A 25,788-nucleotide genomic window follows, 5' to 3' on the forward strand; every position below is an offset into this window, starting at 1 on the left:
GGTTTTACTGGTCGAGCTCTTCCACCGCGTCCTGCAGTTCCTTGCGGGACTCGGCGAGCTTATCCTTACGCTTGTTGATCTTGTCCGCGTCGCCTTTTTTCATGGCCTTGTCGAGGTCGGCCTGACGGCGGCTGACTTCGTGCTTGGCGTCGAGCACCTTGTTTTCACGCTCCTTCTTCAGGGACGCGTCGGTGCAGTTGGCGGTGACTTCACTCAGGGCTTTTTCCAGGCCGGCTTGTTGCGCGCTGTTGCCGTGGGCCTTGGCTTGTTCGATCTGGATGCTGATGGCTTGGCGTTTGGCGGCGCAGCCGGTGAGGGGGGCGGCTTGTTCAGCGGCCAGCAACGGTGTGGTCATGAAGCTTGCGACGGTCAGCAAGGCAAAAGGGGCTAGAAATTTCATGTGGGGCTCCAAAGTCGCAATCTGATGGCGGGGGCAGCGGGGTTCAAAACCCGTCTATCCCCGCCATGCGTAATGTTTCAGCCAAGGCCTGTACGTGCGGGTCGCGAAAAAAAGCGCTCAGTTGCGCTGCGCGGCCCGGGCCGATGCCATCAATGTTCAGCCAGGCCTGGGTGTCTCTGGCGACCAGCGTCTGCCAGTCGCCCTCCAGGTTATTACGTGCCGCAGGCGGTACACCCAGGGCCTTGAGCCATTGTGCAAAGGGCCGCTGCCGAGCGCTGTGAAGGCTTTCGAGCACGCGTTCGCGGCTGCGATCACCGAAGCCATCAATGTTAGCAAGCTCTGCCGCGTCCAGGGTTAACCAATCGAGAAAGCCTGCGATTAGACCGGCCTGGATCAATACGTTCCAGGTCTCGCGACCTATGTGTGGCAACGCGAGGCCCTGGTTGCCACTGAGCCAGGTAAGGCGTGCCAGTAATTGTTCCTCGCAATCGGGGTCCAGTTGCCAGCAGCTCATCGCATGGAATTTGCCAGGGTTGGGCACTGGCAGGTCCACCCTGGTGGTACTGCGCAGAATGACCGCGTCCAACCGAGGAATCACCTGGCCCGCGAGGCTGATGGAGACCTGGTCGCCAGGTCGGATGTCCAACGCTTGCCAGCGTGCCAATGAGCCGACACTTACCCGGCTGATTTTCCGGTCGTCCAAGCGTACCGGCTCCAGTTCCAGCATGGGGGTGATGCGCCCGGTGCGGCCGATCTTGAACTGCACGTTGCGCACCAGTGCCAGGGCTTTGGCGGCCGGGTACTTCCATGCAGTCGCCCAATACGGCGCAACGACCTGCCAACGTTCGGCGGGTGCGCGCTGCGCCTGGTGCAGCACCACGCCATCGCTGGCGAACGGCAATGGATGGTTGTACCAATAGGTGCGCCAATGCGCGGCTTCGGTGATGTCTCGAATGGGGTGGCTGTAGCGTCGGCTATCGGTGAAGCCCCAGCGTTCCAGTGTGGCCAGGCGCTCGGTAAACGCTGCCGGCCCTTTCGGCCAAGCCCAGACGAACAGGCCAATGCCTGCGGCGTCGGTGTCGCTCAATTGTTTGCGGTTCATCAGCCCGGCCACCTTGCTACGGGCATTGAGCCCGCCGGTGGCCGACTGCACATGGCCATCGAGGCGCCAATAGAGTTCACCTTGCAGCAGCAGGTCGATGCGCTCGGGCAACTGCTGGACTATGCCGGGGATTTTGTGCGCGGAGGCAGACCAGTCGTGGCCCTTTGCTCCATCGCCGCGGCTGATGACTTGGCTCAGGCGCCCCTTGCGATACACCAGGGTCACCGCCACACCGTCCACCTTCGGTTGAATCCAGACATCCTCGCGGGTGGCCAGCCAGGCAGCGACTGCCTGTTCATCCAGCAGTTTCTCCAGGCCGGTATGGGCAACGGGATGCAGCCGGGTACCGCGTGCACTCGCCAGTGGGTTGTCGGGCGTCAAAGGGGTGTCGGGGAAGCACTGGCGCCAGTGGGCCAGGCGCAGGCGGGCCTGGTCGTAGAGTTCATCGCTCACAGGGGATTGGCCGAGCCGGTGGTAGCTGTCATCCCACTGGCGGATTTGTTTGGCCAGGGTGCTGACCTGGGCCCGAGCATCGTCGGGGCAATCTTCGGCCCATAGGCTGAACGGTAAAATACTGAGTAAAAGGGCCATCAGTAGACGCATCATGAGCATCCTTGCTCGAAAAGGGTGCCCAGCCTAATGGAACCCTGCGGCCACAAAAAAGCCCCGGCAGTGCGGGGCTTTTTACCGGGTGTTTCTGTTTACTTGAACAGGCCGCCCAGGGCTTTCACCGCGTCAGGTTTATCGGCCTTGGCTTCCTGTGTTTGCTGCTTGGCATCGGCTTTGGCCTGCGCTTCGGAAAGTTTGTCACAGCCTTTGTTGATCTGGTCTTGCGCGGCCTTGAAGGCCTTCACTTTCAAGGTGTCCTTCTGGGCTTCGGCTGCATCGATCTTGGTTTGCAGGTCTGCGGCTTGCTTCTGGCAGTCGCCGGAATTGCCGCCACCGAGCTGCGAGCTCAGGGCGCCGCTCAGTGCGCTCAGGTCGGCGGCGTGGGCCGGCAGGGCGAACAGGCTGAGCAGAAGGGCGGCGGGGGCGAGCGTGGAGATGCGCATGAAAAACCTCAATGTTCGATTGCCTGCACGCTTGGGACTCCCGGGCTGGCGCAGGGCAATATCCAAATAAGGTGAGAGGCCCGAGAGGGCGCGGATTCTAGAGGGCCATCATTGGGCCTGCAAGCATTGGATCCAAAAAATGTGAGGGGCGTCGCGCAACGTGCGGTGCAATAAAAAGCCCCGCCGGGCAAACCCGGCGAGGCTTTTGTACACCTTGAGCGGTTACAGGCCGGCGGCGGTACGCAGGTCGTTGGCGCGGTCGGTTTTTTCCCAGGTGAAGGTGGTGAAGGTGTCGTCGCCGACAGTCTTCTGCGCAGGGGTACGACCAAAGTGGCCGTACGCTGCGGTTTCCTGGTACATCGGGTGCAGCAGGTCGAGCATGGTGGTGATCGCGTAAGGGCGCAGGTCGAAGATCTCACGCACCAATTTGACGATCTTGTCGTCGCTGATCTTGCCGGTGCCGAAGGTATTCAGCGAGATCGACGTAGGCTGGGCCACGCCGATAGCGTAGGAAACCTGGATCTCGCAACGCTCAGCCAGGCCGGCCGCGACGATATTCTTCGCCACGTAACGACCAGCGTAGGCCGCCGAGCGGTCAACCTTGGACGGGTCTTTACCCGAGAACGCGCCACCGCCGTGACGGGCCATGCCGCCGTAGCTGTCGACGATGATCTTGCGACCGGTAAGGCCGCAGTCGCCCACCGGGCCACCGATGATGAACTGGCCAGTCGGGTTGATGTGGAACTGGGTGTCCTTGCTCAGCAGCTCGGCCGGCAGCACGTGCTTGACGATCAGCTCCATGACGCCTTCGCGCAGGTCGGCGTAGGAAACTTCCGGGTTGTGCTGGGTCGACAGTACAACCGCGTCGATACCCACGACTTTGCCGCCTTCGTAACGGCAAGTCACCTGGGACTTGGCGTCCGGGCGCAGCCACGGCAGCAGGCCGGATTTGCGGGCTTCTGCCTGACGCTGCACAAGCTGGTGCGAGAAGGTGATCGGTGCTGGCATCAGCACGTCGGTTTCGTTGCTGGCGTAGCCGAACATCAGGCCTTGGTCGCCGGCGCCTTGATCTTCTGGCTTGGCGCGGTCGACACCCTGGTTGATGTCCGGGGACTGCTTGCCGATGATGTTCATCACGCCGCAGGTCGCGCCGTCGAAGCCGACGTCGGAGCTGGTGTAGCCGATGTCGGTGATCACGTCACGAACGATCTGCTCCAGGTCAACCCAGGCGGTGGTAGTCACTTCGCCCGCGATGATCGCTACGCCGGTTTTCACCAGAGTCTCGCACGCCACACGGGCGAACTTGTCTTCAGCAATGATGGCGTCCAGCACCGCATCAGAAATCTGGTCGGCGATTTTGTCCGGATGCCCTTCAGACACGGACTCGGAGGTGAAAAGGGAGTATTCGCTCATCTCGATGTTTTCCTGATATTTACCGATGGTGAGTGTCGCCAGCCGGCCGCTGAAAATGGCGGACCTGGATCTGGAAACCATTGCGTAAACCTACATAGAGGCTATCCCCGGGAACGAGTCCCGCAGCGGTGGCCCAACGGGCCAGATCATCCTGTTCAAAACCCAACCAGAGATCACCGCAGGCCTCCCTGGCCCAATTCTGGTTGTGGCTGCATAAATCCGTAACCAGCAGGCTACCGCCGGGGTGCAGCAGCCCGGCCATTTGCTTCAGGGCCTCGGCGGGGGCGGCGAAATGGTGCAAGACCATATTCAGCACCACGCAGTCGGCCTTGATTGTCGTGCTGCTCAGTGCGTCGGCCAGTTGCAGGCGGACATTGCCCAGCGACTCGCGCTCGCAGAGCTGGCGTGCCAGGTCGAGCATCGCCGGGCTGTTGTCCAGCGCCGTGACCTGGTGAAAGCGTCGCGCCAGTTCCGGCAGGAAACCGCCATCGCCCGGGCCGACTTCCAGCGCCGTGGCCTCGTCAATGAAGCTCAGCTTGTCCAGCAGCGCCAGTACGCTGTCGCGGTATTGAGCCAGGCCTGCGATCAGGTCCTGCTGGGCACGAAACTTCTCTGCCACCCGTGCGAAAAAGTCCTGGCTGGCAGCGGCGCGCTGCCCGTGGACCTGGCCGATGCGCGATTGCACATCAAGCGGCAGGCTCAGGTTGTCCACCTCTTCGAGCAGTGCGGTGTGCAGCTTGCCGCCCAGCAGTTCGGTGTGGGGCAGGGCGCGACGATAGAAAATCGCATTGCCTTCACGGCGGGTCGCCACCAGATCGGCCTGGGCCAATACCTTCAAGTGGTGGCTCATGCCGGACTGACCGATGGCGAAGATCTGCGCCAGCTCCAGCACGCCAAAGGAATCGTTGGCCAGCGCGCGCAACACGTTCAGACGCAGCGGGTCGCCAGCGGCCTTGCACAAGGCTGCCAGTTCATCGCCGTCGTCGGCACGCAGTGAGGGCATGGGTAGATTCATAAGGCCAGCAGTCTAGTGATGGGGCGACAGGCTCGCAAGGCCAATATCAAAAAGTTTTGATATTGATCGATAAGTGGCGGTTATAAGCGGCCGCTATAACCTTTAGACGAACCGGTTAAAGGTTTCTGCAAGCGATTGGTGCCCAAAGCACAGGAAAAACACCCTCAAGTGACTATCTGTCATTGCCCGCAGGCGGTGGCTGAGGGAAAATGCCGGTCCTTTTTTCCGTTTCTTTTATATTCAAACCTCAGGAGATCAGCGATGCCCAGCCGTCGTGAGCGTGCCAACGCCATTCGTGCCCTCAGCATGGATGCCGTGCAAAAAGCCAACAGCGGCCATCCCGGTGCCCCGATGGGCATGGCGGATATCGCCGAAGTACTTTGGCGTGACTACCTGAAACACAACCCGAGCAACCCGTCGTTCGCCGACCGTGACCGCTTCGTGCTGTCCAACGGCCATGGCTCGATGCTGATCTATTCGCTGCTGCACCTGACCGGCTACGACGTCACCATCGACGACCTCAAGAGCTTCCGCCAACTGCACAGTCGCACCCCGGGCCACCCGGAATTCGGCTACACCCCAGGCGTCGAGACCACCACCGGTCCCCTGGGCCAAGGCCTGGCCAACGCCGTTGGCTTCGCGCTGGCTGAAAAAGTCCTGGGCGCGCAGTTCAACCGTCCTGGCCACGACATCGTCGACCACCACACCTACGTGTTCCTGGGTGATGGCTGCATGATGGAAGGTATTTCCCACGAAGTCGCTTCCCTGGCCGGCACGCTGGGCCTGGGCAAGCTGATCGCCTTCTACGACGACAACGGCATCTCCATCGATGGCGAAGTCGAAGGCTGGTTCACCGACGATACCCCGAAGCGTTTCGAAGCCTACAACTGGCAGGTGATCCGCAACGTCGACGGTCACGATCCGGAAGAAATCAAGACCGCCATCGACACCGCCCGCAAGAGCGCACAGCCGACCCTGATCTGCTGCAAAACCACCATCGGCTTTGGCTCGCCGAACAAGCAGGGCAAAGAAGACTGCCACGGCGCCCCACTGGGTGACGCGGAAATCGCCCTGACCCGTGAAGCGCTGAAGTGGAACCACGGCCCGTTCGAAATCCCTGCCGACATCTACGCCGAGTGGAGCGCCAAGGAAAAAGGCCTGGCCACCGAAGCCGAGTGGGACCAGCGTTTTGCGGCCTACTCCGCCGAATTCCCTGAGCTGGCCAACGAGCTGGTACGTCGCCTGGCCGGTGACCTGCCTGCCGACTTCTCGGAAAAAGCCTCGGCCTACATCGCCGAAGTCGCGGCCAAGGGCGAGACCATCGCCAGCCGTAAAGCCAGCCAGAACACCCTGAATGCCTTCGGCCCGTTGCTGCCGGAGATCCTCGGCGGTTCGGCTGACCTGGCCGGTTCCAACCTGACCCTGTGGAAAGGCTGCAAAGGTGTCTCGGCTGAAGACGCCAGCGGCAACTACATGTACTACGGCGTCCGTGAGTTCGGCATGAGCGCCATCATGAACGGCGTGTCCTTGCACGGCGGTCTGGTGCCTTACGGCGCGACCTTCCTGATGTTCATGGAATACGCGCGCAACGCCGTACGCATGGCTGCGCTGATGAAGAAGCGCGTGATCCACGTGTACACCCACGACTCCATCGGCCTGGGCGAAGACGGCCCGACGCACCAGCCGGTCGAGCAACTGACCAGCCTGCGCACCACGCCGAACCTGGATTGCTGGCGCCCAGCCGACGCGGTGGAGTCCGCCGTGGCCTGGAAGCACGCCATCGAGCGCAAGGACGGCCCTTCGGCGCTGATCTTCTCGCGTCAGAACCTGCAACACCAGGTACGTACCGACGCACAGATCGCCGACATCAGCCGTGGCGGCTACGTGCTCAAGGACTGCATCGGCGAGCCGGAGCTGATCCTGATCTCCACCGGTTCCGAAGTGGGTCTGACCGTCCAGGCGTACGACAAGCTGACCGCCCAAGGCCGCAACGTGCGTGTGGTGTCGATGCCGTGCACCAGCGTGTTCGAAGCACAGGACGCCGGCTACAAGCAGTCGGTATTGCCGTTGCAGGTCAGCGCGCGTATCGCCATCGAAGCGGCTCACGCCGACTACTGGTACAAGTACGTGGGCCTGGAAGGCCGCGTGATCGGCATGACCACCTATGGTGAGTCGGCGCCGGCGCCAGCGTTGTTCGAAGAGTTCGGCTTCACCCTGGAAAACATCCTGGGTCAGGCTGAAGAGCTGCTGGAAGACTAAGTCAGTCTGCGTTGTCTGTACTGGCGCCATCGCGGGCAAGCCCGCTCCCACATTTGGATCGCGGTCTAATGTGGGAGCGGGCTTGCCCGCGATGGCGATGGTGCTTTCAACACCGAACTCACCTTGATCGAGAACCCCATGCCTCAACCGCGTCCCTACAAAGTTGCACTCAACGGCTACGGCCGCATTGGTCGTTGCGTCTTGCGTGCTCTGTTCGAGCGAGGGGCGGCGGCCGGGTTTGAAATTGTCGCGATCAACGACCTAGCTGACATGGCCAGCATCGAATACCTGACACGCTTTGACTCCACCCACGGCCGCTTCCCCGGCGAAGTGCGGGTCGAGGGCGATTGTCTGCATATTAATGGCGCTTGCGTGCAGGTCTTGCGCAGTGCCACCCCCGAAGCCATCGACTGGAAAGCACTGGGCGTCGACCTGGTGCTGGAATGTTCCGGTGTCTACCACACCCGTGCCGATGGCCAGCGTTTCCTCGACGCCGGCGCGCCGCGTGTGCTGTTTTCCCAGCCGATGGCCAGCGAGGCAGATGTCGACGCCACCATCGTCTACGGTATCAACCAGGATTGCCTGACCGGCAATGAACTGCTGGTGTCCAACGCCTCCTGTACCACCAACTGCAGCGTGCCGTTGTTGCGCCTGCTGGATCAGGCGATCGGCCTGGACTATGTGTCGATCACCACGATTCACTCGGCGATGAACGACCAGCCGGTGATCGACGCCTATCACCACGAGGACCTGCGCCGTACGCGTTCGGCGTTCCAATCGGTGATTCCGGTGTCTACCGGCCTGGCCCGGGGCATCGAGCGACTGTTGCCGGAACTTGCCGGGCGAATCCAGGCCAAAGCCGTACGGGTGCCGACGGTGAACGTGTCCTGCCTGGACATCACCATGCAGACCGTCAGTGACACCGATGCGACGGAGGTCAACCGGATCCTGCGCGACGCCGCCACCAGCGGCCCGCTTAAAGGTTTGCTGGCCTACACCGAGCTGCCTCACGCCAGTTGCGATTTCAACCATGACCCGCATTCGGCAATTGTCGATGCCAGCCAGACCCGCGTTTCCGGCCCCCGGCTGGTGAATATCCTGGCCTGGTTCGACAACGAGTGGGGTTTTGCCAACCGAATGCTGGATGTTGCGGAACATTATCTGCACATCGCCTCTAAACAACCTCATCAACAGTAATTCAGGAACTGCGACCCATGACCGTGTTGAAGATGTCCGACCTCGATCTGCAAGGTAAGCGCGTACTGATCCGCGAAGACCTCAACGTCCCAGTCAAGGACGGTGTTGTCACCAGCGATGCGCGAATCCTGGCCTCGCTGCCGACCATCAAGCTGGCCCTGGAAAAAGGCGCGGCCGTGATGGTCTGCTCCCACCTGGGTCGCCCGACCGAAGGCGAGTTCTCTGCCGAAAACAGCCTCAAGCCTGTCGCCGATTACCTGAGCAAGGCCCTGGGCCGCGACGTGCCGCTGGTGGCTGACTACCTGGGCGGTGTGGACGTCAAAGCTGGCGACATCGTGTTGTTCGAAAACGTACGCTTCAACAAGGGCGAGAAAAAGAACAGCGACGAACTGGCCCAGCAATATGCGGCGCTGTGCGACGTGTTCGTGATGGACGCATTTGGCACCGCTCACCGTGCTGAGGGTTCGACCCACGGCGTGGCCAAGTTCGCCAAGGTCGCGGCTGCCGGCCCACTGCTGGCCGCTGAACTGGACGCACTGGGCAAGGCCCTGGGCGCGCCGGCGCAACCGATGGCTGCCATCGTGGCTGGCTCCAAGGTGTCGACCAAGCTGGACGTGCTTAACAGCCTGAGCCAGATCTGCAACCAGCTGATCGTCGGCGGCGGCATTGCCAACACCTTCCTGGCGGCTGCCGGTCACCCGGTGGGCAAGTCCCTGTACGAGCCGGACCTGCTCGACACTGCTCGTGCCATCGCTGCCAAAGTCAGCGTGCCGCTGCCGGTTGATGTCGTCGTTGCCAAGGAGTTCGCCGAAAGCGCCGAAGCCACTGTCAAGCTGATCGCTGACGTGGCTGCCGACGACATGATCCTGGATATCGGCCCGCAAACTGCGGCCAACTTTGCTGAGCTGCTGAAAGCCTCCCAGACCATCCTGTGGAACGGCCCGGTCGGCGTGTTCGAATTCGACCAGTTCGGCAACGGCACCAAAGTGCTGGCCAAGGCCATCGCTGAAAGCTCGGCCTTCTCCATCGCTGGCGGCGGCGACACCCTGGCGGCTATCGATAAATATGGCGTTGCTGACCAGATCTCCTACATTTCTACCGGTGGCGGTGCGTTCCTCGAGTTCGTCGAAGGCAAGGTACTGCCAGCCGTTGAAGTGCTGGAAACCCGAGCCAAAGGCTGAGGCTCGTGATCCGGAAAAGGAGTATTCCCATGATCAAGTCGTTGGCATTGGTGATCGCAGCGGGCCTGTTGGCCGGTTGCGGCAGCACGCCGAACGCGAAGTCTGCGGCAGATGAACCTGCCCCCGGGCAGAAAAAGAGCTGCTACCAGGCCGACTGGCAAGCCGAGACCATGCCGGTGATCAACAAGCGCATCGGCAACGAACGGCTGGAGAAATACGACGCCGCGCCCAACGGTCAGGAACAGGGTTGCCCTTGATGGGTCTGATCAACTGGCGGCCGTCGGTCGCCTCACGAGGATTGGCAATGAAAGGCGTTTTCGCCCTGGCAGCCCTGGCCCTGTTGGCCGGCTGCAGCAGCATGAACATGTTCAGCAACAAGGCAGAAACTGCCGACAAGTGGACCACGTGGACCTGCGACAGCAAGGCTGAGGTGAACTGGCGCTTTGCTAATCAGGCCAAATCCGAGGTGGATGTCCGTTTGGGCGGTTCCGACCAGGTTTACCGCCTCAAGCAGGACGTTGCCGCCTCGGGCGTGCTGTACAGCGACGGCCAATTGGCGTTTCACACAAAAGGTGAGGAAGGCCTGGTTTACTGGGTCGCCACCGATGATTTGATCGGGCGTGGCTGCAAAGCGCAGTAAGACCACGATCTCACGACAAATGAGGTCCAAATGTGGGAGGGGGCTTGCCCCCGATAGCAGTCTGTCAGTGATGAGTCTTTTGACTGATCCACCGCGATCGGGGGCAAGCCCCCTCCCACATTAGATTCGGTTCCAAATTGGGTTCTGAGTCAGCAATAACGATTCAGCAGGCCAGGCATGCAAACCCTGACCGGCAATAACTTGAATAGCAGCCGCCGCTACGGCAGGCTTGCACGATTAACGACCCTCGACCGGGAGAGACAACACAATGGCACTTATCAGCATGCGTCAAATGCTGGACCACGCAGCCGAGTTCGGCTACGGCGTCCCGGCCTTTAACGTCAACAACCTTGAGCAGATGCGCGCCATCATGGAAGCCGCTGACAAGACCGACTCCCCCGTGATCGTCCAGGCTTCGGCCGGTGCCCGCAAATACGCCGGTGCGCCGTTCCTGCGTCACTTGATCCTCGCCGCAATCGAAGAATTTCCGCACATCCCGGTGTGCATGCACCAGGACCACGGCACCAGCCCTGACGTGTGCCAGCGTTCCATCCAACTGGGCTTCAGCTCGGTGATGATGGACGGCTCCCTCGGCGAAGACGGCAAGACCCCGACCGACTACGAGTACAACGTACGCGTCACCCAGCAAACCGTAGCCATGGCCCACGCCTGTGGTGTTTCGGTTGAAGGCGAGCTGGGCTGCCTGGGTTCCCTGGAAACCGGCATGGCCGGCGAAGAAGACGGCATCGGTGCCGAAGGCGTGCTGGATCACAGCCAGATGCTGACCGACCCGGAAGAAGCCGCCGACTTCGTGAAAAAGACCCAAGTCGACGCCCTGGCCATCGCCATCGGTACCAGCCACGGCGCCTACAAGTTCACCAAGCCACCTACCGGCGACGTGCTGGCCATCGACCGCATCAAGGAAATCCACAAGCGCATCCCCAATACCCACTTGGTGATGCACGGTTCTTCCTCGGTCCCGCAAGAGTGGCTGGCGATCATCAACCAGTACGGCGGCGACATCAAAGAAACCTACGGCGTGCCGGTTGAAGAAATCGTCGAAGGCATCAAGTACGGCGTGCGCAAGGTCAACATCGACACCGACCTGCGCCTGGCGTCCACCGGTGCGATGCGTCGCCTGATGGCCACCAACCCGAGCGAATTCGACCCGCGTAAATTCTTCGGCGCCACCGTGACCGCGATGCGTGATGTGTGTATCGCTCGCTACGAGGCCTTCGGTACTGCCGGCAATGCTTCGAAGATCAAGCCGATCTCGTTGGAAGCGATGTATCAGCGGTATTTGAAAGGTGAGTTGAACGCTAAGGTGAACTAAGCCAATAGCGCCAAAAAAACCCGCAGAAATGCGGGTTTCTTATAGGTATGAAGTATTTTTCTAAGGACAGTGAACAGTTTTTTATCGTGGGTAACGCAATAGTTTTTCAGGTGTTGGATAAGCCATCTTAGTAATTACTATAGTTATACAACTGTAAATCTCAGGTTCTGTCCGATCTCCGTATATGTTTGAGATGCATTTTCAAGCTCCCAGTAAACATCATAGACTCCTGGGTTTGGAAGGTAGCAGGGTATTTCCTTCTCAAAATGTTCGCGTTTATTGTTGATGTAAATTTGTAGCAGCGCGGCAGTAAGAGTTATTTGTTCCAGAAACATCGTAGGAAGACCTGCGGACGGCACAGGGTAGCAATAATAAGTCAGCACATCGCCTATCCTGGTGTTGTTGCTCAATAAGTGTGACAAGACGAGATACCTGAAGGGCCTGGTGACAACTGGCATGTTTTGGGGCGGCGTCGCAAAAGAACCAGGTGGGGTGGCATTGTATATTTTTGGTTGCGACCCGGCGCCAAACCCCGAGACGGCAGGTTGGTTAATGGTGGCTATCGTTGGCATGTGTTTAACTCCTGAATGGGTACATGAGTCGGACGCACATGATTTTATAAGATGTGCCCTAGGGTGCGCACTGCAAGAAATACTATTTTTATGCTGTTTTGCTATAGCGGTAAGACGATCTTCGGAGTTCGTTATATCCAAGTAATCATTCCTCCGCCGTAGCGGGGGATGATTGAAATAACCTTACTCGTGATCAATATCCAACTTGGCAAACGTCACCCGCGCGCCTTCCTTGCTGTTGCCACTGTTGTCCTGCACATACGCCCCCGCCTTGAAGTACAACGGCTTGGCGCCCCACGCCGCGCCGATGCGTTCGTTCCACTCGCCATCTGCGGCATACACACTGAGCAGCCCGGCTTTGTTGAGGTTGATCACATAGGTAAAGCTCTTTTCCAGCGGCACATTGGAGGCAACAATGATCGTGCGCCCTTCATCCTCGTCCGGGCGCATGCGCACTTTGGCGACGATGTTGCCGGTCTGGGTCTTTTCCTTGAACTGATATTCCAGCTTGATCAGCGGTTTCTGGCTGTCATAGGCGTGGATTTGCCCGATCACGATTTTGCCGGAGGACGGCACTTGGTTGACGGCCAGGGTGGCACGCAGGAAGTTGTCCGCATCCGGATAGGTCCAGTTGCGCAGGCGCCCGTCGGCGTAGGTCTCGCGCAGTTCGCTGCGCGGGTAAATGGCGTTTTCGGTACGGGTGCCGGTGACCGGGGTCCAGAATTGGACGTTGCTGCCTTCGGCCTGGAAATATTGGTCGTTGAAGCCGCTCATCAATCTTGGGGTTTCGATGGTCGCGGGCGGAGAGCCGACAGGGATGCTGAGGTTCCAGGTGGATAGGTCGATCATGGCGTAGGCCTTTTTACAGAGGGGTGTAGGCTATGGCCCTTGGGCCAGACAGGTTCTTTATAGGTGGTGTTAACCATCTTGTTAAATCATTGCTGGCGATTTATTGGCGCCAAAGGAATGCCAAAAAGCCATGTTTCCCATGGTTCGTGGCTTGTAGCGGTTGACCGTTAGTCGGCTTCCTGAAGATTGGCGCAATGATGGCACTGAGGTTACTTCTGCTTTTTCTGAACCGGGGCTAGAGTGAGGCCTCAGAGTTTGTCCGGGTTTTCTGTCAGAAATGACCGGAGTAGTCCTAAGGAAGAGACGTAGCATGGAATGCGCTCCACACCACGGCGATGGTCATTCGGTTCTGCTTGTGGTCGATGACTACCCGGAGAACCTGCTTAGCATGCGTGCGCTGTTACAGCGTGAAGACTGGCATGTGGTGACCGCCGCGTCCGGTGTGGAAGCCCTCGAGTTGTTACTCAAACATGAAGTCGACCTGGTGCTGCTGGACGTGAAGATGCCCGGCATGGACGGCTTTGAGGTGGCGCGCCTGATGCGCGGCAGCCAGCGCACGCGCATGACACCGATCATTTTCCTCACGGCCCACGCCCAGTCGCCGGCCGCAGTACTCGAAGGCTATGCCAGTGGCGCCATCGACTACCTGTTCAAACCGTTCGACCCGCACATCCTCAAACCCAAGGTCCAGGCGTTGCTGGAACATCAGCGCAATCGCCGGGCCTTGCAGCGCCTGAGCCATGAGCTGGAGTCGGCGCGGGCGTTCAATGCCTCGGTGTTGGACAACGCCGCCGAAGGCATCCTGGTGGTGGGCGAGGGCAGCGTGATCGAGTATGCCAACCCGGCCATTTCGCGGCTGTTGAACGCTACCCTGGCCGAGTTGCGAGGCGAGAGTTTCCTGAGCTTCCTGCAAAAGCCCCATGTACCGGCCTGGCTGGGGTTCGAGATGTTCCTCGCTTACCGCCAGGGCCAGACCTGGCGCTTGCACGATGCGATCCTGCGGACCAGCCGAGGCCAGCAGGTGCCGGTGGCGTTGTCGTGCGCGCCGCTGCCGGCCGAACAGAAGGCCATGGTGGTGACCGTGCTGGACATGTCCGAAGTGCGTCACCTGCATCAACAATTGGAGTTCCAGGCGGTCACCGACCCGCTGACCGGACTGTTGAACCGGCGCGGGTTTTACCAGGCGGCGGAAAACATTTTGCTGCGCAGTGAGCGCAACGAACAGTCTCTGGTGCTGCTGTACCTGGACCTTGACGGCTTCAAGCGGGTCAATGATTCCCTTGGCCATGACGCCGGCGACCGTGTGCTGCGCTGGGTATCGGAGCAGTTGCAGGGCTGCCTGCGTTCCTATGACATTCTGGGGCGCATGGGCGGCGATGAGTTCACCGCGTTGCTGGAGCTGGAGTTCCCCGAGCAGGCGGCGAAAATTGCAGAAAAACTGATCGAACGGGTGTCTATCTGCCAGCAAGTTGAAGGTTTGGATGTGATGCTCGGTGTCAGTATCGGTATCGCCACCTTCCCGGATTGCGGCTCGGACATTAACGGTCTGTTGCGCGCGGCAGACATCGCCATGTACGAAGCCAAGCGCGCAGGCCGTCAGCAATATCGCTATTACGACCAGGAAATGAATGGCCGCGCCCGTTCGCGCCTGATGCTGGAAGACAGCGTGCGCACGGCGATTCAAAACAAGGAGTTCACCCTGGTGTACCAGCCGCAGGTGGCGTTGGCGGATGGGCGTGTGCGCGGTGTGGAAGCGCTATTGCGCTGGCGGCACCCGAGTGTCGGCGATGTGCCGCCCGGTCTGTTTCTGCCATTGCTGGAAGAAGCCCGGCTGATCAGCCAGCTCAGCACCTGGATTTACCAACAAGTCGGCGCCCAACTCCAGGCCTGGCACGCCGGCTTCGACGATGAACTGGTGCTCAGCGTGAGCCTGAGCAGCAACCAGTTCAACATGCCCAACCTGGCGAACCAGCTGCAGCAGGTGCTCGAACGACATGGGCTGCCGGGGCGGCAACTGGAGGTGGAAATCAGTGAAGACTGCCTGATGAGCAACCTTGAAGAGTCGGTCAAGCAGCTCAAGTTGCTGCGCCAGATCGGCGTGCGCACCGCCCTGGATGACTTTGGCTTGGGCAATTGTTCCCTGGCGCATCTGCGCGACCTGGCCTTCGATACCCTCAAGCTTGACCCGCAATTGGTCGCTCGCCTGCCGGGCTCGGTGCGCGATGAGGTGATGGCGCGCAGCATTATCGAGTTGTGCAAGCATTTTGATGTAGTGGTAGTGGCCGAGGGGGTGGAAACCCAGGAGCAGGCCCAATGGCTGAAGGCCAATGGCTGCCCGTTCATTCAGGGGCCGATGGCGGCGCAACCGCTGATGGCCGAGGAAGTGAGCGACTGGTGCCACGCTCGCCAACGCTGAATTCGCTACACTGGCGGCCATCCGAACCCTGTTGCAGAGCCCATGACCGCGCTGAAATACCTCCAGGCCTATCCCGCCGCCCTCCAGGAGCAAGTGCGCCAGCTGATCGCCAAGGATCAGTTGGGTGCCTACTTGGAGCAACGTTACCCCGAACGCCACGCGGTGCAGAGCGACAAGGCCCTGTACGCCTACGCGCTGGCCTTGAAGCAGGAACACCTGCGCAATGCGCCGGCCATCGACAAGGTGCTGTTCGATAATCGCCTGGACCTGACTCATCGCGCCCTCGGCCTGCACACCACCATCTCGCGGGTGCAGGGCGGCAATCTGAAGTCGAAGAAAGAGATCCGCATTGCTGCGCTGTTCAAGGAGGCCGCGCCGCAGTTCCTGCGCATGATCGTGGTCCACGAACTGGCGCACTTCAAGGAATCGGACCACAACAAGGCGTTCTACAAACTCTGCGAGTACATGATGCCGGGCTACCATCAGGTGGAATTCGACCTGCGGGTGTACCTCACGTACCGCGACCTGCTGGGCAAACCCTGACCGCACAAGGCAACCGACCATGGATGTGAGCAAGACCAAGAGCAGCTTCTACCGCCGCCTGTACGTGGCCTACCTGATCGACAGCGGCCAGGCCAGCAGCGTCCCGGCCCTGACCGACGCCACCGGCATGCCCCGGCGCACGGCGCAGGACACGATTGCGGCATTGGCCGATCTGGATATTGTGTGTGAGTTCGAGCAGGAAGACGGTGCCCGCAACCATGCCGGGCACTATCGGATTCGCAGCTGGGGCGCGATTGATCGGCGTTGGATCGAGGCGAACCTCGGCCAGATCAAGCAGGTGCTGGGCTACCCCTGATCCTTTCGCATGCCGATGTGTGGAATATCATCCTCAAGGTATTCCTCACCCGCCACCACAAACCCATACCGCCCGTAATACCCCTGCAAATGCGCCTGGGCTGACAGGAACATCGGTGTCTCAGGCCAGATATCGGCAATCTGCTTGAGCGTCTCTTCCATCATCCGATGCCCCAGCCCGGTGCCGCGCGCCACCGGCGCTACGATCACGCGGCCGATCACCACGTCGCCGCCCTGGGATTCCGGGTCCAGCAGGCGCAGGTAAGCCACCAGTTGGTCGTCCTGCCACGCCATCAGGTGATGGGTGTCGCCTGACAAATCCTGCCCATCGAGATCCTGGTACACACATTTCTGCTCGACAACAAACACCTCGTTGCGCAAGCGCAGGATCGCGTAAAGCTGCTCCTTGCCCAGGTCATCGTGGTGTTTGCACACCCATTCAACGGTCATGGCGAGTTCTCTTATCAATGTCTGTTGCGGATAGTAAGCGCAGCGGGCAACGCTGTCTAAATCAACTATTTTTGTGAGTGAAATCAATTTGCCATCATTGAGTGCGTTCGGCACCGGTTTCTTTGTGTAATCTGAGCTACTGTTAGAACCTCGGGCCGCGCCTGAGCCAAGGCCACCGCCTGCCTGCCAAGGACTTTGAGCATGCCGCGATTCTCTCGTGCCGTTGCTTTGATTGGAGTGTTGCTGCTGGCCCAGCCGGCATTCGCGCAGCGTCTGCGTCTGGTGGCAGATGCCTGGCCGCCCTTTACCGATGCCACCTTGATCAATGGCGGGCTGGCCACCGACATCGTCAGTACCGCCCTGGCCCGTGCGGGTTACGCCAGTGACTTCGAGCAGGTGCCCTGGGCCCGTGCGCTGATGGGGGTGGGCGACGGCCGTTATGACGTGCTGATCAACGCCTGGTACGACGATGCCCGTACGAAACTGGGCCAATTCTCAGGTGAATACCTGCTCAACCGTGTGCGCTTTATCAAGCGCCGCGACGATCCCATCGAATTCCAGAACCTTGCGCAATTGCACGACTATCCCATCGCCGTGGTGCGTGGCTATGCCTATTCGGCGGCGTTCGATGGGGATGCGCAGTTGCAGAAAGTCCCGGTGCACAACTTCGCCATGGCCGTGCGTATGCTCGCGGCGCAGCGGGTGCGGTTGACGGTGGAGGATGAGTACGTGGCGCGCTATTACCTCTCGCGTGAATCGGCACGGGTGCGCAATGCGGTGGAGTTTTTGCCCCAGCCGCTGAGTGAAAACAGCCTGCACATCCTGGTCAGCCTGAAGAACCCTGAGCATGAGCAGATCGTGGCCAGCTTTGATCGGGAGATTGCCAAGATGAAGGCCGACGGCAGCTATGAGCGGCTGATGAAGGCCCATGGCATGTAGTGCCTGTGCGGACCTCATCGGGGGCAAGCCCCCTCCCACCTGTTGACTGTGTTCACAAATCAAAACTGTGGGAGGGGGCTTGCCCCCGATAGCGACCTAAGCCGCGCTGGTGTCCTTGATCAGATGCGCCGCCAACGTGCGCAACGGCCCCAGCTGCCGGCAAATCAACGCCAACTGCGTCTGCACCAACCGCTGCCCTTCATCGATCTCATCCGGCATCTGTTCCAGGTCCGCCGCCAGCGCTTCCTCGGCATCGCTCTGGATCGCGATCGGCTGCTTATTGGCCAACCCCGTGGCGATTTCATCGATGCTCGCCGCCAGGGTCTTGCCGGCGCCATCGATCAGATGTTCACGCACTTCGGCCGGCAATTGGGTTTCGCGATGCGCGCCCAGTCCTGACAAATAACTGAGCAAGGTGTGCGACAACACCAGGAAACGAAAGCCCACATCCGCTTCCTTACGGAAATGCCCCGGCTCCATCAGCATATTCGCCAGGGTGGTGGACAGCGCCGCATCGGCGTTGTGCGCGTTGCGCCGCGCCAGGCGGTAGGCCAGGTCGTCACTCTTGCCGGCGGCGTACTGCTGCATGATCTGGCGCAGGTAGATGCTGTTGCAGGTCAGGGTGTTGGCCAGCACTTTGTTCAAGCGGCGGCCTTGCCAGTCCGGCAGGAACAGGAACACCGCCAGGCCGGCGATCAGGCTGCCGAGCAAGGTATCGAACAGACGTGGCAGGAACAGCCCGTAGCCATCGCCGACCTGGTTGAAGCAGAACAACACCATCAGCGTGATCGCGGCGGTGGCCAGGGTGTAGCGGGTGGTGCGGTTGATAAAGAACACCAGGCCGGCGGCGATGGCGAACATCGATTGCACCAGGGGGCTCGGGAACAGGTCGAACAGTGCCCAGGCCACGGTCAAGCCGATGGCCGTGCCGATGATGCGTTGGCCGAGCTTGCGCCGCGTGGCGCCATAGTTCGGCTGGCACACGAACAGCGTGGTGAGGATGATCCAGTAGCCTTGGGACGCGTGGATTGCATGCAGCATGCCGTAGCCGACGGTCAACGCCAGCGACAGACGCAACGCATGGCGGAACAGCAGCGACGTCGGCGTCATCTGCGTGCGCAGGCGCGTCCACATTTCCTTGAGGTTGCGCGGGGCGCGGTCCAGCAGGTTGCTGTCGGTGGCGTCCGCCAGGCTGTCGGGGTTGCTGGCGTCGCCGAGCAGGCGGTCCAGGGTCGACAGGTTGGCCGCCAGGGCGCGCAACGAACGCAGCAGGCCGCGCCAGGCCGGGTTGCTCTGGATGCGCAGGTGCTCCAAGGACGCGTTGAGGTCGCCCAGGGCTTCGGCGAAGCTGTCGTCATAGATGAACGGCTGGCGCATCTGGATCGACTCGGCCAGGGTCTGGCAGGCCTTGCCTTGCTGGCGCAACAGGCGCTGGCAGCGGAACAGCACGTCGCTGTGGAAGAAGGCCTCGGCCAGGGCGTTGTACGGGTAGTGCGACGAGCTGGCACGTTCGTGGATGTCCTGGGCCAGGAAATACAGCTTCAGGTAGCGACTGACTTTCGAACCGGGGCGACCATTACCCACGCGATGCAGGATGATTTCCTTCGCGGCATTGAGCGCCGCCACCACTCGACCATTTTGCTGGGCCAGTTCCAGGCGCCGCGCTTCCACGTCCAGCTGGCGGATCGGCTCGAACAACGATGATTTGAGCTTGAGGTACCGCCCCAGTTCACGGAACAGCCGCGCCAGGCTCTGTTGCACCGGCTGGTTGGAAAACAGCGCCTGCCACAGCACCGACAGCGCGCCATACCAGGCGGCACCGGCCACCAACAGCAGCGGCTCGTGCCAGAAATCGCTGACGGCGCCGCCGCGCTGGTCCACGCCGATCATGGTGTATACCGACAGGATCAGCGTCGCTGAGGCTATCGCGCCATAGCGCTCGCCCAAGGCACCGAGCATGGTCAGGCAGAAGGTGGCCAGGGCCAGGGAGACCGCGAAGATCAAGGGATAAGGGAACAGCAACTCCACCGACAGCGCGGCGATGCTGAAACACACCAGCGTCACCGCCAGGGCGTTGAGGCGGCCTTGCCAACTGTCATCGGTCTCGGCCAGGGCGCTGGCGATGATCCCCAGGAACAGCGGGATCAGCAGTGTCATTTCATCCTGGTACCAGCACAGCGCCATGCTGCCGGTGAGGGCGATGAATACCCGAATGCTGTAGCTGAATTTATCCAGTGCCCACAGGCGCCGCAGGGACTGCTTGAACGAGGTCGATGACATGAAGTCTGGAGTCTTCCGGGACGATGCCGCTAAATTGAGCCATCAGTGACGTCACGGCAAGCGTGGCGATCACATCAATTCGCAAAATATCTCCCACATTTGACCGATTACATCCTTCAGGCGTACTGCGCCGCGGCGTAGCCGGACGCCCACGCCCACTGGAAGTTGAACCCGCCCAGGTGACCGGTTACATCCAGCACTTCACCGATAAAGTACAGGCCAGGGCTTTTCAGTGATTCCATAGTCTTGGACGACACTTCCCGCGTGTCCACGCCCCCCAGCGTGACTTCGGCCGTGCGATAACCCTCGGTGCCCGCCGGCACCAACTGCCAATTGCCGAGTTTTTGTGCGATGTCGGCAATTTCGGCATGGGTGTACTGCTTCATCGGCTTGGATGCGAACCACGTCTCGGCCAGCAGGTTGGCCATCTTCTTGGTAAAGATCTCGCCCAGCAGGGTTTTCAATTCGCTGTTGGGGCGCTCGGCTTGTTGCTGTTGCAGCCAGGTGTGGGCGTCGTGGTCGGGCAGCAGGTTGATTTCAACCGTGTCGCCGGATTCCCAGTAAGAAGAAATCTGCAGAATCGCCGGCCCGCTGAGGCCACGGTGGGTAAACAGGATGTTCTCGCGAAAGCTCTGGCCGTTGCAGCTGACCAGGCAATCCACCGACGTCCCCGACAACTCGCCACACAAATCCTTGAGCTGGTCGGTGATGGTGAACGGCACCAGCCCGGCGCGGGTCGGCAGCAATTCGTGGCCGAACTGTCTGGCCACCTGGTAACCAAAACCGGTCGCGCCCAGGGTCGGGATCGACAGGCCGCCGGTGGCGATCACCAGAGACTCACAGCGCAACTCGCCCAAGGTGGTCTGCAACTGATAGCCGCTGTCCAGCCTGGCAATTTCCTGGATCGAGGTGTCCAGGTGCAGGCTTACGCCGACCTGAATGCACTCATCGAGCAGCATGCCGAGGATGTCGCTGGATTTGTTATCGCAGAACAGCTGGCCGAGTTTCTTCTCGTGGTAGGGCACACCGTGCTTGGCCACCAGCGCGATGAAATCCCATTGGGTGTAGCGGGCCAGGGCGGACTTGCAGAAGTGCGCGTTGTGCGAGAGGAAGTTGGCCGGCTCGGTGTACATATTGGTGAAGTTGCAGCGGCCACCGCCGGACATCAGGATCTTCTTGCCGGCCTTGTTCGCATGGTCGATCAACATCACCTTGCGCCCACGCCCGGCGGCGGTCAGCGCGCACATCAAGCCTGCGGCGCCGGCGCCAATGATCACAACTTCGGTCGAGCGCAAAACGGTGTCCTCATACAAGTTCTGAGTTGGAATACATTCAAATGTGGGAGGGGGCTTGCCCCCGATAGCAGTGTGTCAGTCAGCGCATCGGTAACTGATAGATTGAAGTGCGCCCCAAAAGCTGGACAGTTATTGTCTAGGCCTTAGCGGACCGGGCTCTGTATTCTACAGGGCTCAGTCCGCCAAGCTTGGTTTTGATTCGTTTATGATTGTAGTAATGGATGTATTTATCGAGTCCGGCTTGCAACTGGGCCACGCTATCGAAGCGTTCCCGATAATAAAACTCTGACTTCAACGTGCCAAAGAAACTCTCCATTGTGGCATTGTCATAGCAGTTTCCTCGGCGTGACATGCTCTGTTCCACGCCCTCTCTTTCCAGTCGTTCCCGGTACTTTGAGTATCGATAATGCCAGCCTTGATCCGAGTGCAGCATTGGCTTTGCTCCCTCGGGCAAGCGCTTAAACGCTTGGTCCAGCATGTCGCCAACCAAAGCGTATTGAGGGCGCATGGCTGTCTGATAAGCCACGATCTCTCCGTTGTACAAGTCTAAAATTGGAGACAGATACAGCTTTTTTCCAGCTACTTTGAACTCGGTGATATCCGTCACCCATTTTTGATTCGGGTGTTCAGCCTCGAACTGGCGAGCCAATTTATTTGGCGAGACCTCTCCCATCGGCCCTTTATACGCTCTGTATTTCTTCGGTCGTACTGTGCATTTCAGACCCAGCACTCCCATCAGTCGCCGTACCGTTTTGCCGTTGATCGGCGGCCTTTCTTTACGTAGTTCTAAAGTCATACGACGGTAACCCAAGCGCCCTTCATGCTCTTCCTGAAGGCTCTGGATAGAGGCTTTTACCGAGGAAAATCGGTCTGCAGTGTCCATGATTTTGAGTTGGTAGTAGTACGTACTTCGCGCAAGGCCCAGCAGTTTGAGCAAGTCACTCAAGGGAAAGTCTTGCCTCAGTTCGGTGACTATTCGAGCTTTTTCTTCGCTTCTTTCTCTCGCCTCATCACTGCCTCGCCTAACTCCCCAAGCTTTTTTAGGTAGGCGTTCTCCATGCGCAAGTATTGAAGCTCATCAAGCAGGGCTTTATGTGCAAGTTCCTCTTTGGTGAGTGTGCCGGCAGGTTTACGAGGTTTCGCAGGTGGCTTGGGCATCGCGGTGGTCCGTCCTTTTTTCCCTGGGGCCAGGGCTTCAATGCCGCCACTGTAATACTGCTGCTGCCATCTTCCCACTTGGGTAGAGTCACCCAGATTGAAAAGCGCTGCTGCGCGGCGCAGGGAAAGGGAGTCACGCCACATGCGCTGTAGGACGGAGAACTTAAACAAAGCACTGTAGCGTCCACCAGTACTGCTCAGACTGGTCTCGCCGTGCAACCGGTAAGCCTCCACCCAACGGCGAAGCAGGGTGGGGTCCATTTGAAATTGAGCGGCGATGCGACGAAAGCCGCGACCTCGCTCAAGAAAGGCAGTAATGGCGGAAAGCTTGAATTGCGTCGTGTACTTGCTCATGAAAAAGCCCCAGGAGTTGGATGGGTGTCCAACTTTTGGGGCGCACTTCAAGATTGCTATCGGGGGCAAGCCCCCTCCCACATTGGATCTCCATTGAAGGGGAGATCGTGTTACAGGATTCGAACGCGCAGCGAACGGCCTTTGATCTTGCCATCGTTCAAGCGCTGCAAGGCCTGCTTGGCGATCCCGCGCTCCACGGCCACGAAGGCCTGGAAGTCAAAGATCGCGATCTTGCCGACCTGGGCACCCGGGATGCCGGCTTCACCGGTCAACGCGCCGAGGATATCGCCCGGTCGAACCTTGTCTTTACGCCCGGCAGCGATGCACAGGGTGCTCATCTGCGGCAGCAACGGGCCACCGCTTTGCGGCTTGAGGTTGTCCAGTTGGTCCCAGTTCAACGGTGACTTCTGCAGTTGCTCGATGGCCTGGGCACGGTGCGCTTCGGACGGGGCGACCAGGCTGATGGCGATGCCGGTCTCACCGGCACGACCGGTACGGCCGACGCGGTGGATGTGGATCTCCGAATCGCGGGCCAGTTCGACGTTGATCACCATGTCCAGCGAGTCGATGTCCAGGCCACGGGCCGCAACGTCAGTGGCCACCAGCACCGAGGTGCTGCGGTTGGCGAACATCGCCAGCACCTGGTCGCGGTCGCGCTGTTCCAGGTCGCCATGCAGGCCAACGGCGGAAATGCCCTTGGCGGTCAGGTGATCCACGGTTTCCTGCACTTGCTGCTTGGTAAAGCAGAACGCCACGCAAGACGCTGGGCGGAAATGCGCCAGTACCTTGGTCACCGCGTCCATGCGCTCTTCCGGCGAGATTTCGTAGAAACGCTGCTCGATCTGGTCGTCGGAGTGGAACGCTTCGGCTTTAACTTGCTGCGGCGCGCGCATGAATTTCGAGGCCAGCTGCTTGATGCTCACCGGGTAGGTGGCGGAGAACAGCAGGGTCTGGCGGCGCGGCGGGGTCTTGCTGATGATGTCTTCGATGGCGTCGTAGAAGCCCATGTCGAGCATGCGGTCGGCTTCGTCGAGGATCAGCGTGTTCAAGCCATCCAGCACCAGCGAACCTTTGCGCAGGTGCTGCTGGATGCGGCCCGGCGTGCCGACGATGACGTGGGCGCCGTGCTCCAGGGAAGCGATCTGCGGGCCGAGGGACACACCACCGCACAGGGTCAGTACCTTGATGTTGTCTTCGGCACGGGCCAGGCGGCGGATTTCCTTGGCGACCTGGTCGGCCAGCTCACGGGTCGGGCACATGACCAGGGCCTGGCAGCCGAAGTAGCGCGGGTTGATCGGGTTCAACAGGCCGATGCCGAAGGCGGCGGTCTTGCCGCTGCCGGTCTTGGCCTGGGCAATCAGGTCCAGCCCCTTGAGGATCACCGGCAAGCTTTGCGCCTGGATCTGCGTCATCTCGACATAACCCAGCGAGTCGAGGTTAGCCAGCATGGCGGCGGACAGGGGCAAAGTATTAAAAGCGGTGGCGATGGTAGTCACGGGACTGGCTCTGCAAAACAAAATGTCGCGCAGTGTACCAGTCCCGTGGGAATTTCCCTGCAAGTTCTAGACGAGAAGCCTGTTAATGCTCGATGTCGTGCTCGCGGCTGACTACTCGTTTGCCGTCATTTGGCGACAATTGCAGGAAGATCGCCGCCGCCAGCATCGCCATGATGCCCACGGTGAGGAAGGTCAGTTGGAACGCACCGAGTACGCTTTCCACCCCATCATTACCGGTTTCGGCGGTGAACCCGCCGAGCAATGCACCGGCGCAGGCCACGCCAAGGCTGAGGGACAATTGCGCCACCACCGACAGCAAACTGTTGCCGCTGCTGGCCTGGGCGTCGTCGAGGTCGATCAGGGTGACGGTGTTCATCGCGGTAAATTGCAGGGAGTTGATCGCCCCCAGTACTGCCAGCATGCACAACAGCAGCGGGTAGGGCGTGTGCTCGCTGACCAGGCCCATGCTCGCCAGCATGATGCCCAGCGCCAGGGTGTTGCCGGTGAGCACGATGCGGTAGCCCAGGCGTTCGATCAGCGTACGCGCGACTGACTTGGCAAACATCGCCGCCGCCGCCAGGGGCAGCATGCTCATACCCGCTTCGGACGGCGAGTAGCCCAGCGCGACCTGCAACAGCAACGGCACCAGGAACGGCAACGCGCCACTGCCCAAGCGTGCAAACAGGTTGCCGAGGATACCCACGGCAAAGGTGCGGGTCTTGAACAGCACCGGTGAAAACAGCGGGTTGTCGATATGCCCGGCGCGCAGCCAGTACGCCGCCAGGCACGCCAGCCCGCCGAACAGCAGCAACATCACCCGCAGGTGCGGCAGGTGCAGTTCGCCCAGGCCTTCCATGGCGATGGTGATCAACACCATCGCCGCGCCAAACAATAGAAACCCCACGCCATCAAAGCGTGTGCGTTCGCTGCCGCGCAGGTCGGGGATCAGTTTCCACACGGCGTAACAGCCGACCATGCCCACCGGCAGGTTGATCAGGAAGATCCAGTGCCAGGTCAGGTATTGCACCATCCAGCCACCCATGGTCGGGCCGAGCAGCGGGCCGAGCAGGCCGGGGATGGTAATGAAGCCCATGATGCGCACCAGTTCGGAACGCGGATATGCGCGCAGCACCACCAAGCGCCCGACCGGCAGCATCAGTGCACCGCCCAGGCCCTGGATTACCCGGGCACCGACCAGCATGGTCAGGCTGCTGGACAAGGCGCATAGCAGCGAACCAATGCTGAACAGCATGATGGCGCCAAAGAAGATTTTCTTGGTGCCGAAGCGGTCGGCAATCCAGCCTGAGGCCGGGATGAGCAAGGCGACGGTGAGCATGTAGGCGATCACCACCCCTTGCATGCGCAGCGGGTTTTCCGCGAGGTCCCGGGCCATGGCCGGCAATGCCGTGTTGAGGATCGTCCCGTCCAGCGACTGCATGAAGAAGGCAATCGCGACCACCCAGGGGAGCCAGCGGGCGGTCTTGGCATCGAGCGGGACGCGATTGGGCATAGAGAACCTTTTTGTTAGC

The 25,788-nt window shown here is 60.3% G+C and carries 23 protein-coding genes; 10 read left to right on the forward strand and 13 right to left on the reverse strand.

What is annotated here, in order from left to right:
* Positions 1-4: 4 nt before the first annotated feature.
* The 5 genes from NL123_RS02235 to NL123_RS02255 form a co-directional block, all read right to left on the reverse strand.
* Complete coding sequence (locus NL123_RS02235) at positions 5-400, reverse strand: DUF1090 domain-containing protein (RefSeq protein ID WP_248485033.1); 396 nt, start codon at positions 398-400, stop codon at positions 5-7.
* 43 nt (positions 401-443) lie between these two features.
* Positions 444-2,108 (reverse strand): NAD-dependent DNA ligase LigB, encoded by a 1,665-nt coding sequence (ligB, locus tag NL123_RS02240; protein ID WP_494357139.1) that lies wholly within the window; start codon positions 2,106-2,108, stop codon positions 444-446.
* A gap of 95 nt (positions 2,109-2,203) precedes the next feature.
* The gene (locus NL123_RS02245; RefSeq protein ID WP_058426603.1) at positions 2,204-2,554 is read right to left on the reverse strand and encodes a DUF1090 family protein; all 351 of its coding nucleotides are present in this window, start codon (positions 2,552-2,554) and stop codon (positions 2,204-2,206) included.
* 222 nt (positions 2,555-2,776) lie between these two features.
* On the reverse strand, positions 2,777-3,967 hold the full coding sequence (gene metK, locus NL123_RS02250; RefSeq protein WP_058426604.1) for a methionine adenosyltransferase: 1,191 nt from the start codon (positions 3,965-3,967) through the stop codon (positions 2,777-2,779).
* Between the two features lie 19 nt (positions 3,968-3,986).
* Positions 3,987-4,982, reverse strand: a complete 996-nt coding sequence (locus tag NL123_RS02255) for an ArsR/SmtB family transcription factor (protein WP_248485031.1) — start codon at positions 4,980-4,982, stop codon at positions 3,987-3,989.
* A gap of 261 nt (positions 4,983-5,243) precedes the next feature.
* Here NL123_RS02255 and tkt point away from each other — a divergent pair, with 261 nt between their 5' ends.
* The 6 genes from tkt to fba all read left to right on the forward strand — a co-directional run bounded on the left by tkt (position 5,244) and on the right by fba (position 11,592).
* On the forward strand, positions 5,244-7,241 hold the full coding sequence (tkt, locus tag NL123_RS02260; protein WP_071490328.1) for a transketolase: 1,998 nt from the start codon (positions 5,244-5,246) through the stop codon (positions 7,239-7,241).
* A gap of 138 nt (positions 7,242-7,379) precedes the next feature.
* Complete coding sequence (gene epd, locus NL123_RS02265) at positions 7,380-8,438, forward strand: erythrose-4-phosphate dehydrogenase (protein WP_248485030.1); 1,059 nt, start codon at positions 7,380-7,382, stop codon at positions 8,436-8,438.
* Positions 8,439-8,455: 17 nt separating this feature from the next.
* On the forward strand, positions 8,456-9,619 hold the full coding sequence (locus NL123_RS02270; protein ID WP_058426608.1) for a phosphoglycerate kinase: 1,164 nt from the start codon (positions 8,456-8,458) through the stop codon (positions 9,617-9,619).
* A 29-nt stretch (positions 9,620-9,648) separates the two neighbouring features.
* Positions 9,649-9,876 (forward strand): hypothetical protein, encoded by a 228-nt coding sequence (locus NL123_RS02275; RefSeq protein ID WP_248485029.1) that lies wholly within the window; start codon positions 9,649-9,651, stop codon positions 9,874-9,876.
* Between the two features lie 47 nt (positions 9,877-9,923).
* Complete coding sequence (locus tag NL123_RS02280) at positions 9,924-10,259, forward strand: MliC family protein (RefSeq protein WP_016977756.1); 336 nt, start codon at positions 9,924-9,926, stop codon at positions 10,257-10,259.
* A 268-nt stretch (positions 10,260-10,527) separates the two neighbouring features.
* Positions 10,528-11,592, forward strand: a complete 1,065-nt coding sequence (gene fba, locus NL123_RS02285; RefSeq protein WP_003177554.1) for a class II fructose-bisphosphate aldolase — start codon at positions 10,528-10,530, stop codon at positions 11,590-11,592.
* 143 nt (positions 11,593-11,735) lie between these two features.
* Here the strand turns inward: fba and NL123_RS02290 are convergent, their stop codons facing one another.
* The gene (locus NL123_RS02290) at positions 11,736-12,164 is read right to left on the reverse strand and encodes a hypothetical protein (protein ID WP_248485028.1); all 429 of its coding nucleotides are present in this window, start codon (positions 12,162-12,164) and stop codon (positions 11,736-11,738) included.
* A 183-nt stretch (positions 12,165-12,347) separates the two neighbouring features.
* Entirely contained in the window at positions 12,348-13,013 is a 666-nt protein-coding gene (locus NL123_RS02295; RefSeq protein WP_071494427.1) for a polysaccharide lyase family 7 protein, read from the reverse strand.
* A gap of 310 nt (positions 13,014-13,323) precedes the next feature.
* Here NL123_RS02295 and NL123_RS02300 point away from each other — a divergent pair, with 310 nt between their 5' ends.
* The 3 genes from NL123_RS02300 to NL123_RS02310 are packed head-to-tail and all read left to right on the forward strand — an operon-like array spanning position 13,324 to position 16,288.
* The gene (locus NL123_RS02300) at positions 13,324-15,429 is read left to right on the forward strand and encodes a putative bifunctional diguanylate cyclase/phosphodiesterase (RefSeq protein ID WP_494357140.1); all 2,106 of its coding nucleotides are present in this window, start codon (positions 13,324-13,326) and stop codon (positions 15,427-15,429) included.
* 42 nt (positions 15,430-15,471) lie between these two features.
* Complete coding sequence (locus NL123_RS02305) at positions 15,472-15,972, forward strand: M48 metallopeptidase family protein (RefSeq protein ID WP_058426613.1); 501 nt, start codon at positions 15,472-15,474, stop codon at positions 15,970-15,972.
* 19 nt (positions 15,973-15,991) lie between these two features.
* A complete protein-coding gene (locus tag NL123_RS02310; RefSeq protein ID WP_033898013.1) occupies positions 15,992-16,288 on the forward strand; it encodes a winged helix-turn-helix domain-containing protein in 297 nt (98 codons plus the stop codon).
* On the opposite strand, the gene NL123_RS02315 is transcribed toward NL123_RS02310, so the two are convergent.
* A complete protein-coding gene (locus NL123_RS02315; RefSeq protein ID WP_494357141.1) occupies positions 16,279-16,737 on the reverse strand; it encodes a GNAT family N-acetyltransferase in 459 nt (152 codons plus the stop codon). The two genes, NL123_RS02310 and NL123_RS02315, sit on opposite strands and share 10 nt — an antisense overlap.
* 201 nt (positions 16,738-16,938) lie before the next feature.
* Between NL123_RS02315 and NL123_RS02320 the strand changes: the two genes are divergently transcribed.
* Positions 16,939-17,676 carry a substrate-binding periplasmic protein gene (locus NL123_RS02320; RefSeq protein WP_248485024.1) on the forward strand — a complete coding sequence of 246 codons (738 nt, stop codon included), beginning with the start codon at positions 16,939-16,941 and terminating at the stop codon, positions 17,674-17,676.
* Between the two features lie 96 nt (positions 17,677-17,772).
* Here the strand turns inward: NL123_RS02320 and yccS are convergent, their stop codons facing one another.
* The 5 genes from yccS to mdtD all read right to left on the reverse strand — a co-directional run bounded on the left by yccS (position 17,773) and on the right by mdtD (position 25,769).
* Complete coding sequence (yccS, locus tag NL123_RS02325) at positions 17,773-19,956, reverse strand: YccS family putative transporter (protein ID WP_248485023.1); 2,184 nt, start codon at positions 19,954-19,956, stop codon at positions 17,773-17,775.
* 116 nt (positions 19,957-20,072) lie between these two features.
* A complete protein-coding gene (locus tag NL123_RS02330) occupies positions 20,073-21,251 on the reverse strand; it encodes a BaiN/RdsA family NAD(P)/FAD-dependent oxidoreductase (protein WP_248485022.1) in 1,179 nt (392 codons plus the stop codon).
* 136 nt (positions 21,252-21,387) lie between these two features.
* Positions 21,388-22,763 (reverse strand): IS3 family transposase gene (locus NL123_RS02335; protein ID WP_494357142.1). Its coding sequence is split into 2 segments (ribosomal slippage): positions 21,388-22,260 and positions 22,263-22,763, totalling 1,374 coding nucleotides; the frame shifts between segments, so codons are not numbered across the junction.
* A gap of 110 nt (positions 22,764-22,873) precedes the next feature.
* Positions 22,874-24,211 carry an ATP-dependent RNA helicase DbpA gene (gene dbpA / locus NL123_RS02340; protein WP_232289440.1) on the reverse strand — a complete coding sequence of 446 codons (1,338 nt, stop codon included), beginning with the start codon at positions 24,209-24,211 and terminating at the stop codon, positions 22,874-22,876.
* A gap of 130 nt (positions 24,212-24,341) precedes the next feature.
* Positions 24,342-25,769, reverse strand: coding sequence for a multidrug transporter subunit MdtD (gene mdtD, locus NL123_RS02345; protein ID WP_494357143.1), 1,428 nt, complete (start codon positions 25,767-25,769; stop codon positions 24,342-24,344).
* Between the last annotated feature and the right edge of the window lie 19 nt (positions 25,770-25,788).

The organism is Pseudomonas sp. FBCC-B1565, assembly GCF_059133265.1.

Excerpts from the sequence above, each read along its gene's own strand:
- NL123_RS02315 (WP_494357141.1), bottom strand. The coding sequence starts at position 16,737 with ATGACCGTTGAATGGGTGTGCAAACACCACGATGACCTGGGCAAGGAG.
- NL123_RS02310 (WP_033898013.1), top strand. The coding sequence starts at position 15,992 with ATGGATGTGAGCAAGACCAAGAGCAGCTTCTACCGCCGCCTGTACGTG.
- NL123_RS02280 (WP_016977756.1), top strand. The coding sequence starts at position 9,924 with ATGAAAGGCGTTTTCGCCCTGGCAGCCCTGGCCCTGTTGGCCGGCTGC.
- NL123_RS02300 (WP_494357140.1), top strand. The coding sequence starts at position 13,324 with ATGGAATGCGCTCCACACCACGGCGATGGTCATTCGGTTCTGCTTGTG.
- NL123_RS02235 (WP_248485033.1), bottom strand. The coding sequence starts at position 400 with ATGAAATTTCTAGCCCCTTTTGCCTTGCTGACCGTCGCAAGCTTCATG.
- mdtD (WP_494357143.1), bottom strand. The coding sequence starts at position 25,769 with ATGCCCAATCGCGTCCCGCTCGATGCCAAGACCGCCCGCTGGCTCCCC.
- NL123_RS02290 (WP_248485028.1), bottom strand. The coding sequence starts at position 12,164 with ATGCCAACGATAGCCACCATTAACCAACCTGCCGTCTCGGGGTTTGGC.
- NL123_RS02270 (WP_058426608.1), top strand. The coding sequence starts at position 8,456 with ATGACCGTGTTGAAGATGTCCGACCTCGATCTGCAAGGTAAGCGCGTA.
- NL123_RS02305 (WP_058426613.1), top strand. The coding sequence starts at position 15,472 with ATGACCGCGCTGAAATACCTCCAGGCCTATCCCGCCGCCCTCCAGGAG.
- tkt (WP_071490328.1), top strand. The coding sequence starts at position 5,244 with ATGCCCAGCCGTCGTGAGCGTGCCAACGCCATTCGTGCCCTCAGCATG.
- yccS (WP_248485023.1), bottom strand. The coding sequence starts at position 19,956 with ATGTCATCGACCTCGTTCAAGCAGTCCCTGCGGCGCCTGTGGGCACTG.
- ligB (WP_494357139.1), bottom strand. The coding sequence starts at position 2,108 with ATGATGCGTCTACTGATGGCCCTTTTACTCAGTATTTTACCGTTCAGC.
- NL123_RS02255 (WP_248485031.1), bottom strand. The coding sequence starts at position 4,982 with ATGAATCTACCCATGCCCTCACTGCGTGCCGACGACGGCGATGAACTG.
- metK (WP_058426604.1), bottom strand. The coding sequence starts at position 3,967 with ATGAGCGAATACTCCCTTTTCACCTCCGAGTCCGTGTCTGAAGGGCAT.
- NL123_RS02320 (WP_248485024.1), top strand. The coding sequence starts at position 16,939 with ATGCCGCGATTCTCTCGTGCCGTTGCTTTGATTGGAGTGTTGCTGCTG.
- dbpA (WP_232289440.1), bottom strand. The coding sequence starts at position 24,211 with ATGCTGGCTAACCTCGACTCGCTGGGTTATGTCGAGATGACGCAGATC.
- NL123_RS02295 (WP_071494427.1), bottom strand. The coding sequence starts at position 13,013 with ATGATCGACCTATCCACCTGGAACCTCAGCATCCCTGTCGGCTCTCCG.
- fba (WP_003177554.1), top strand. The coding sequence starts at position 10,528 with ATGGCACTTATCAGCATGCGTCAAATGCTGGACCACGCAGCCGAGTTC.
- NL123_RS02275 (WP_248485029.1), top strand. The coding sequence starts at position 9,649 with ATGATCAAGTCGTTGGCATTGGTGATCGCAGCGGGCCTGTTGGCCGGT.
- NL123_RS02245 (WP_058426603.1), bottom strand. The coding sequence starts at position 2,554 with ATGCGCATCTCCACGCTCGCCCCCGCCGCCCTTCTGCTCAGCCTGTTC.
- epd (WP_248485030.1), top strand. The coding sequence starts at position 7,380 with ATGCCTCAACCGCGTCCCTACAAAGTTGCACTCAACGGCTACGGCCGC.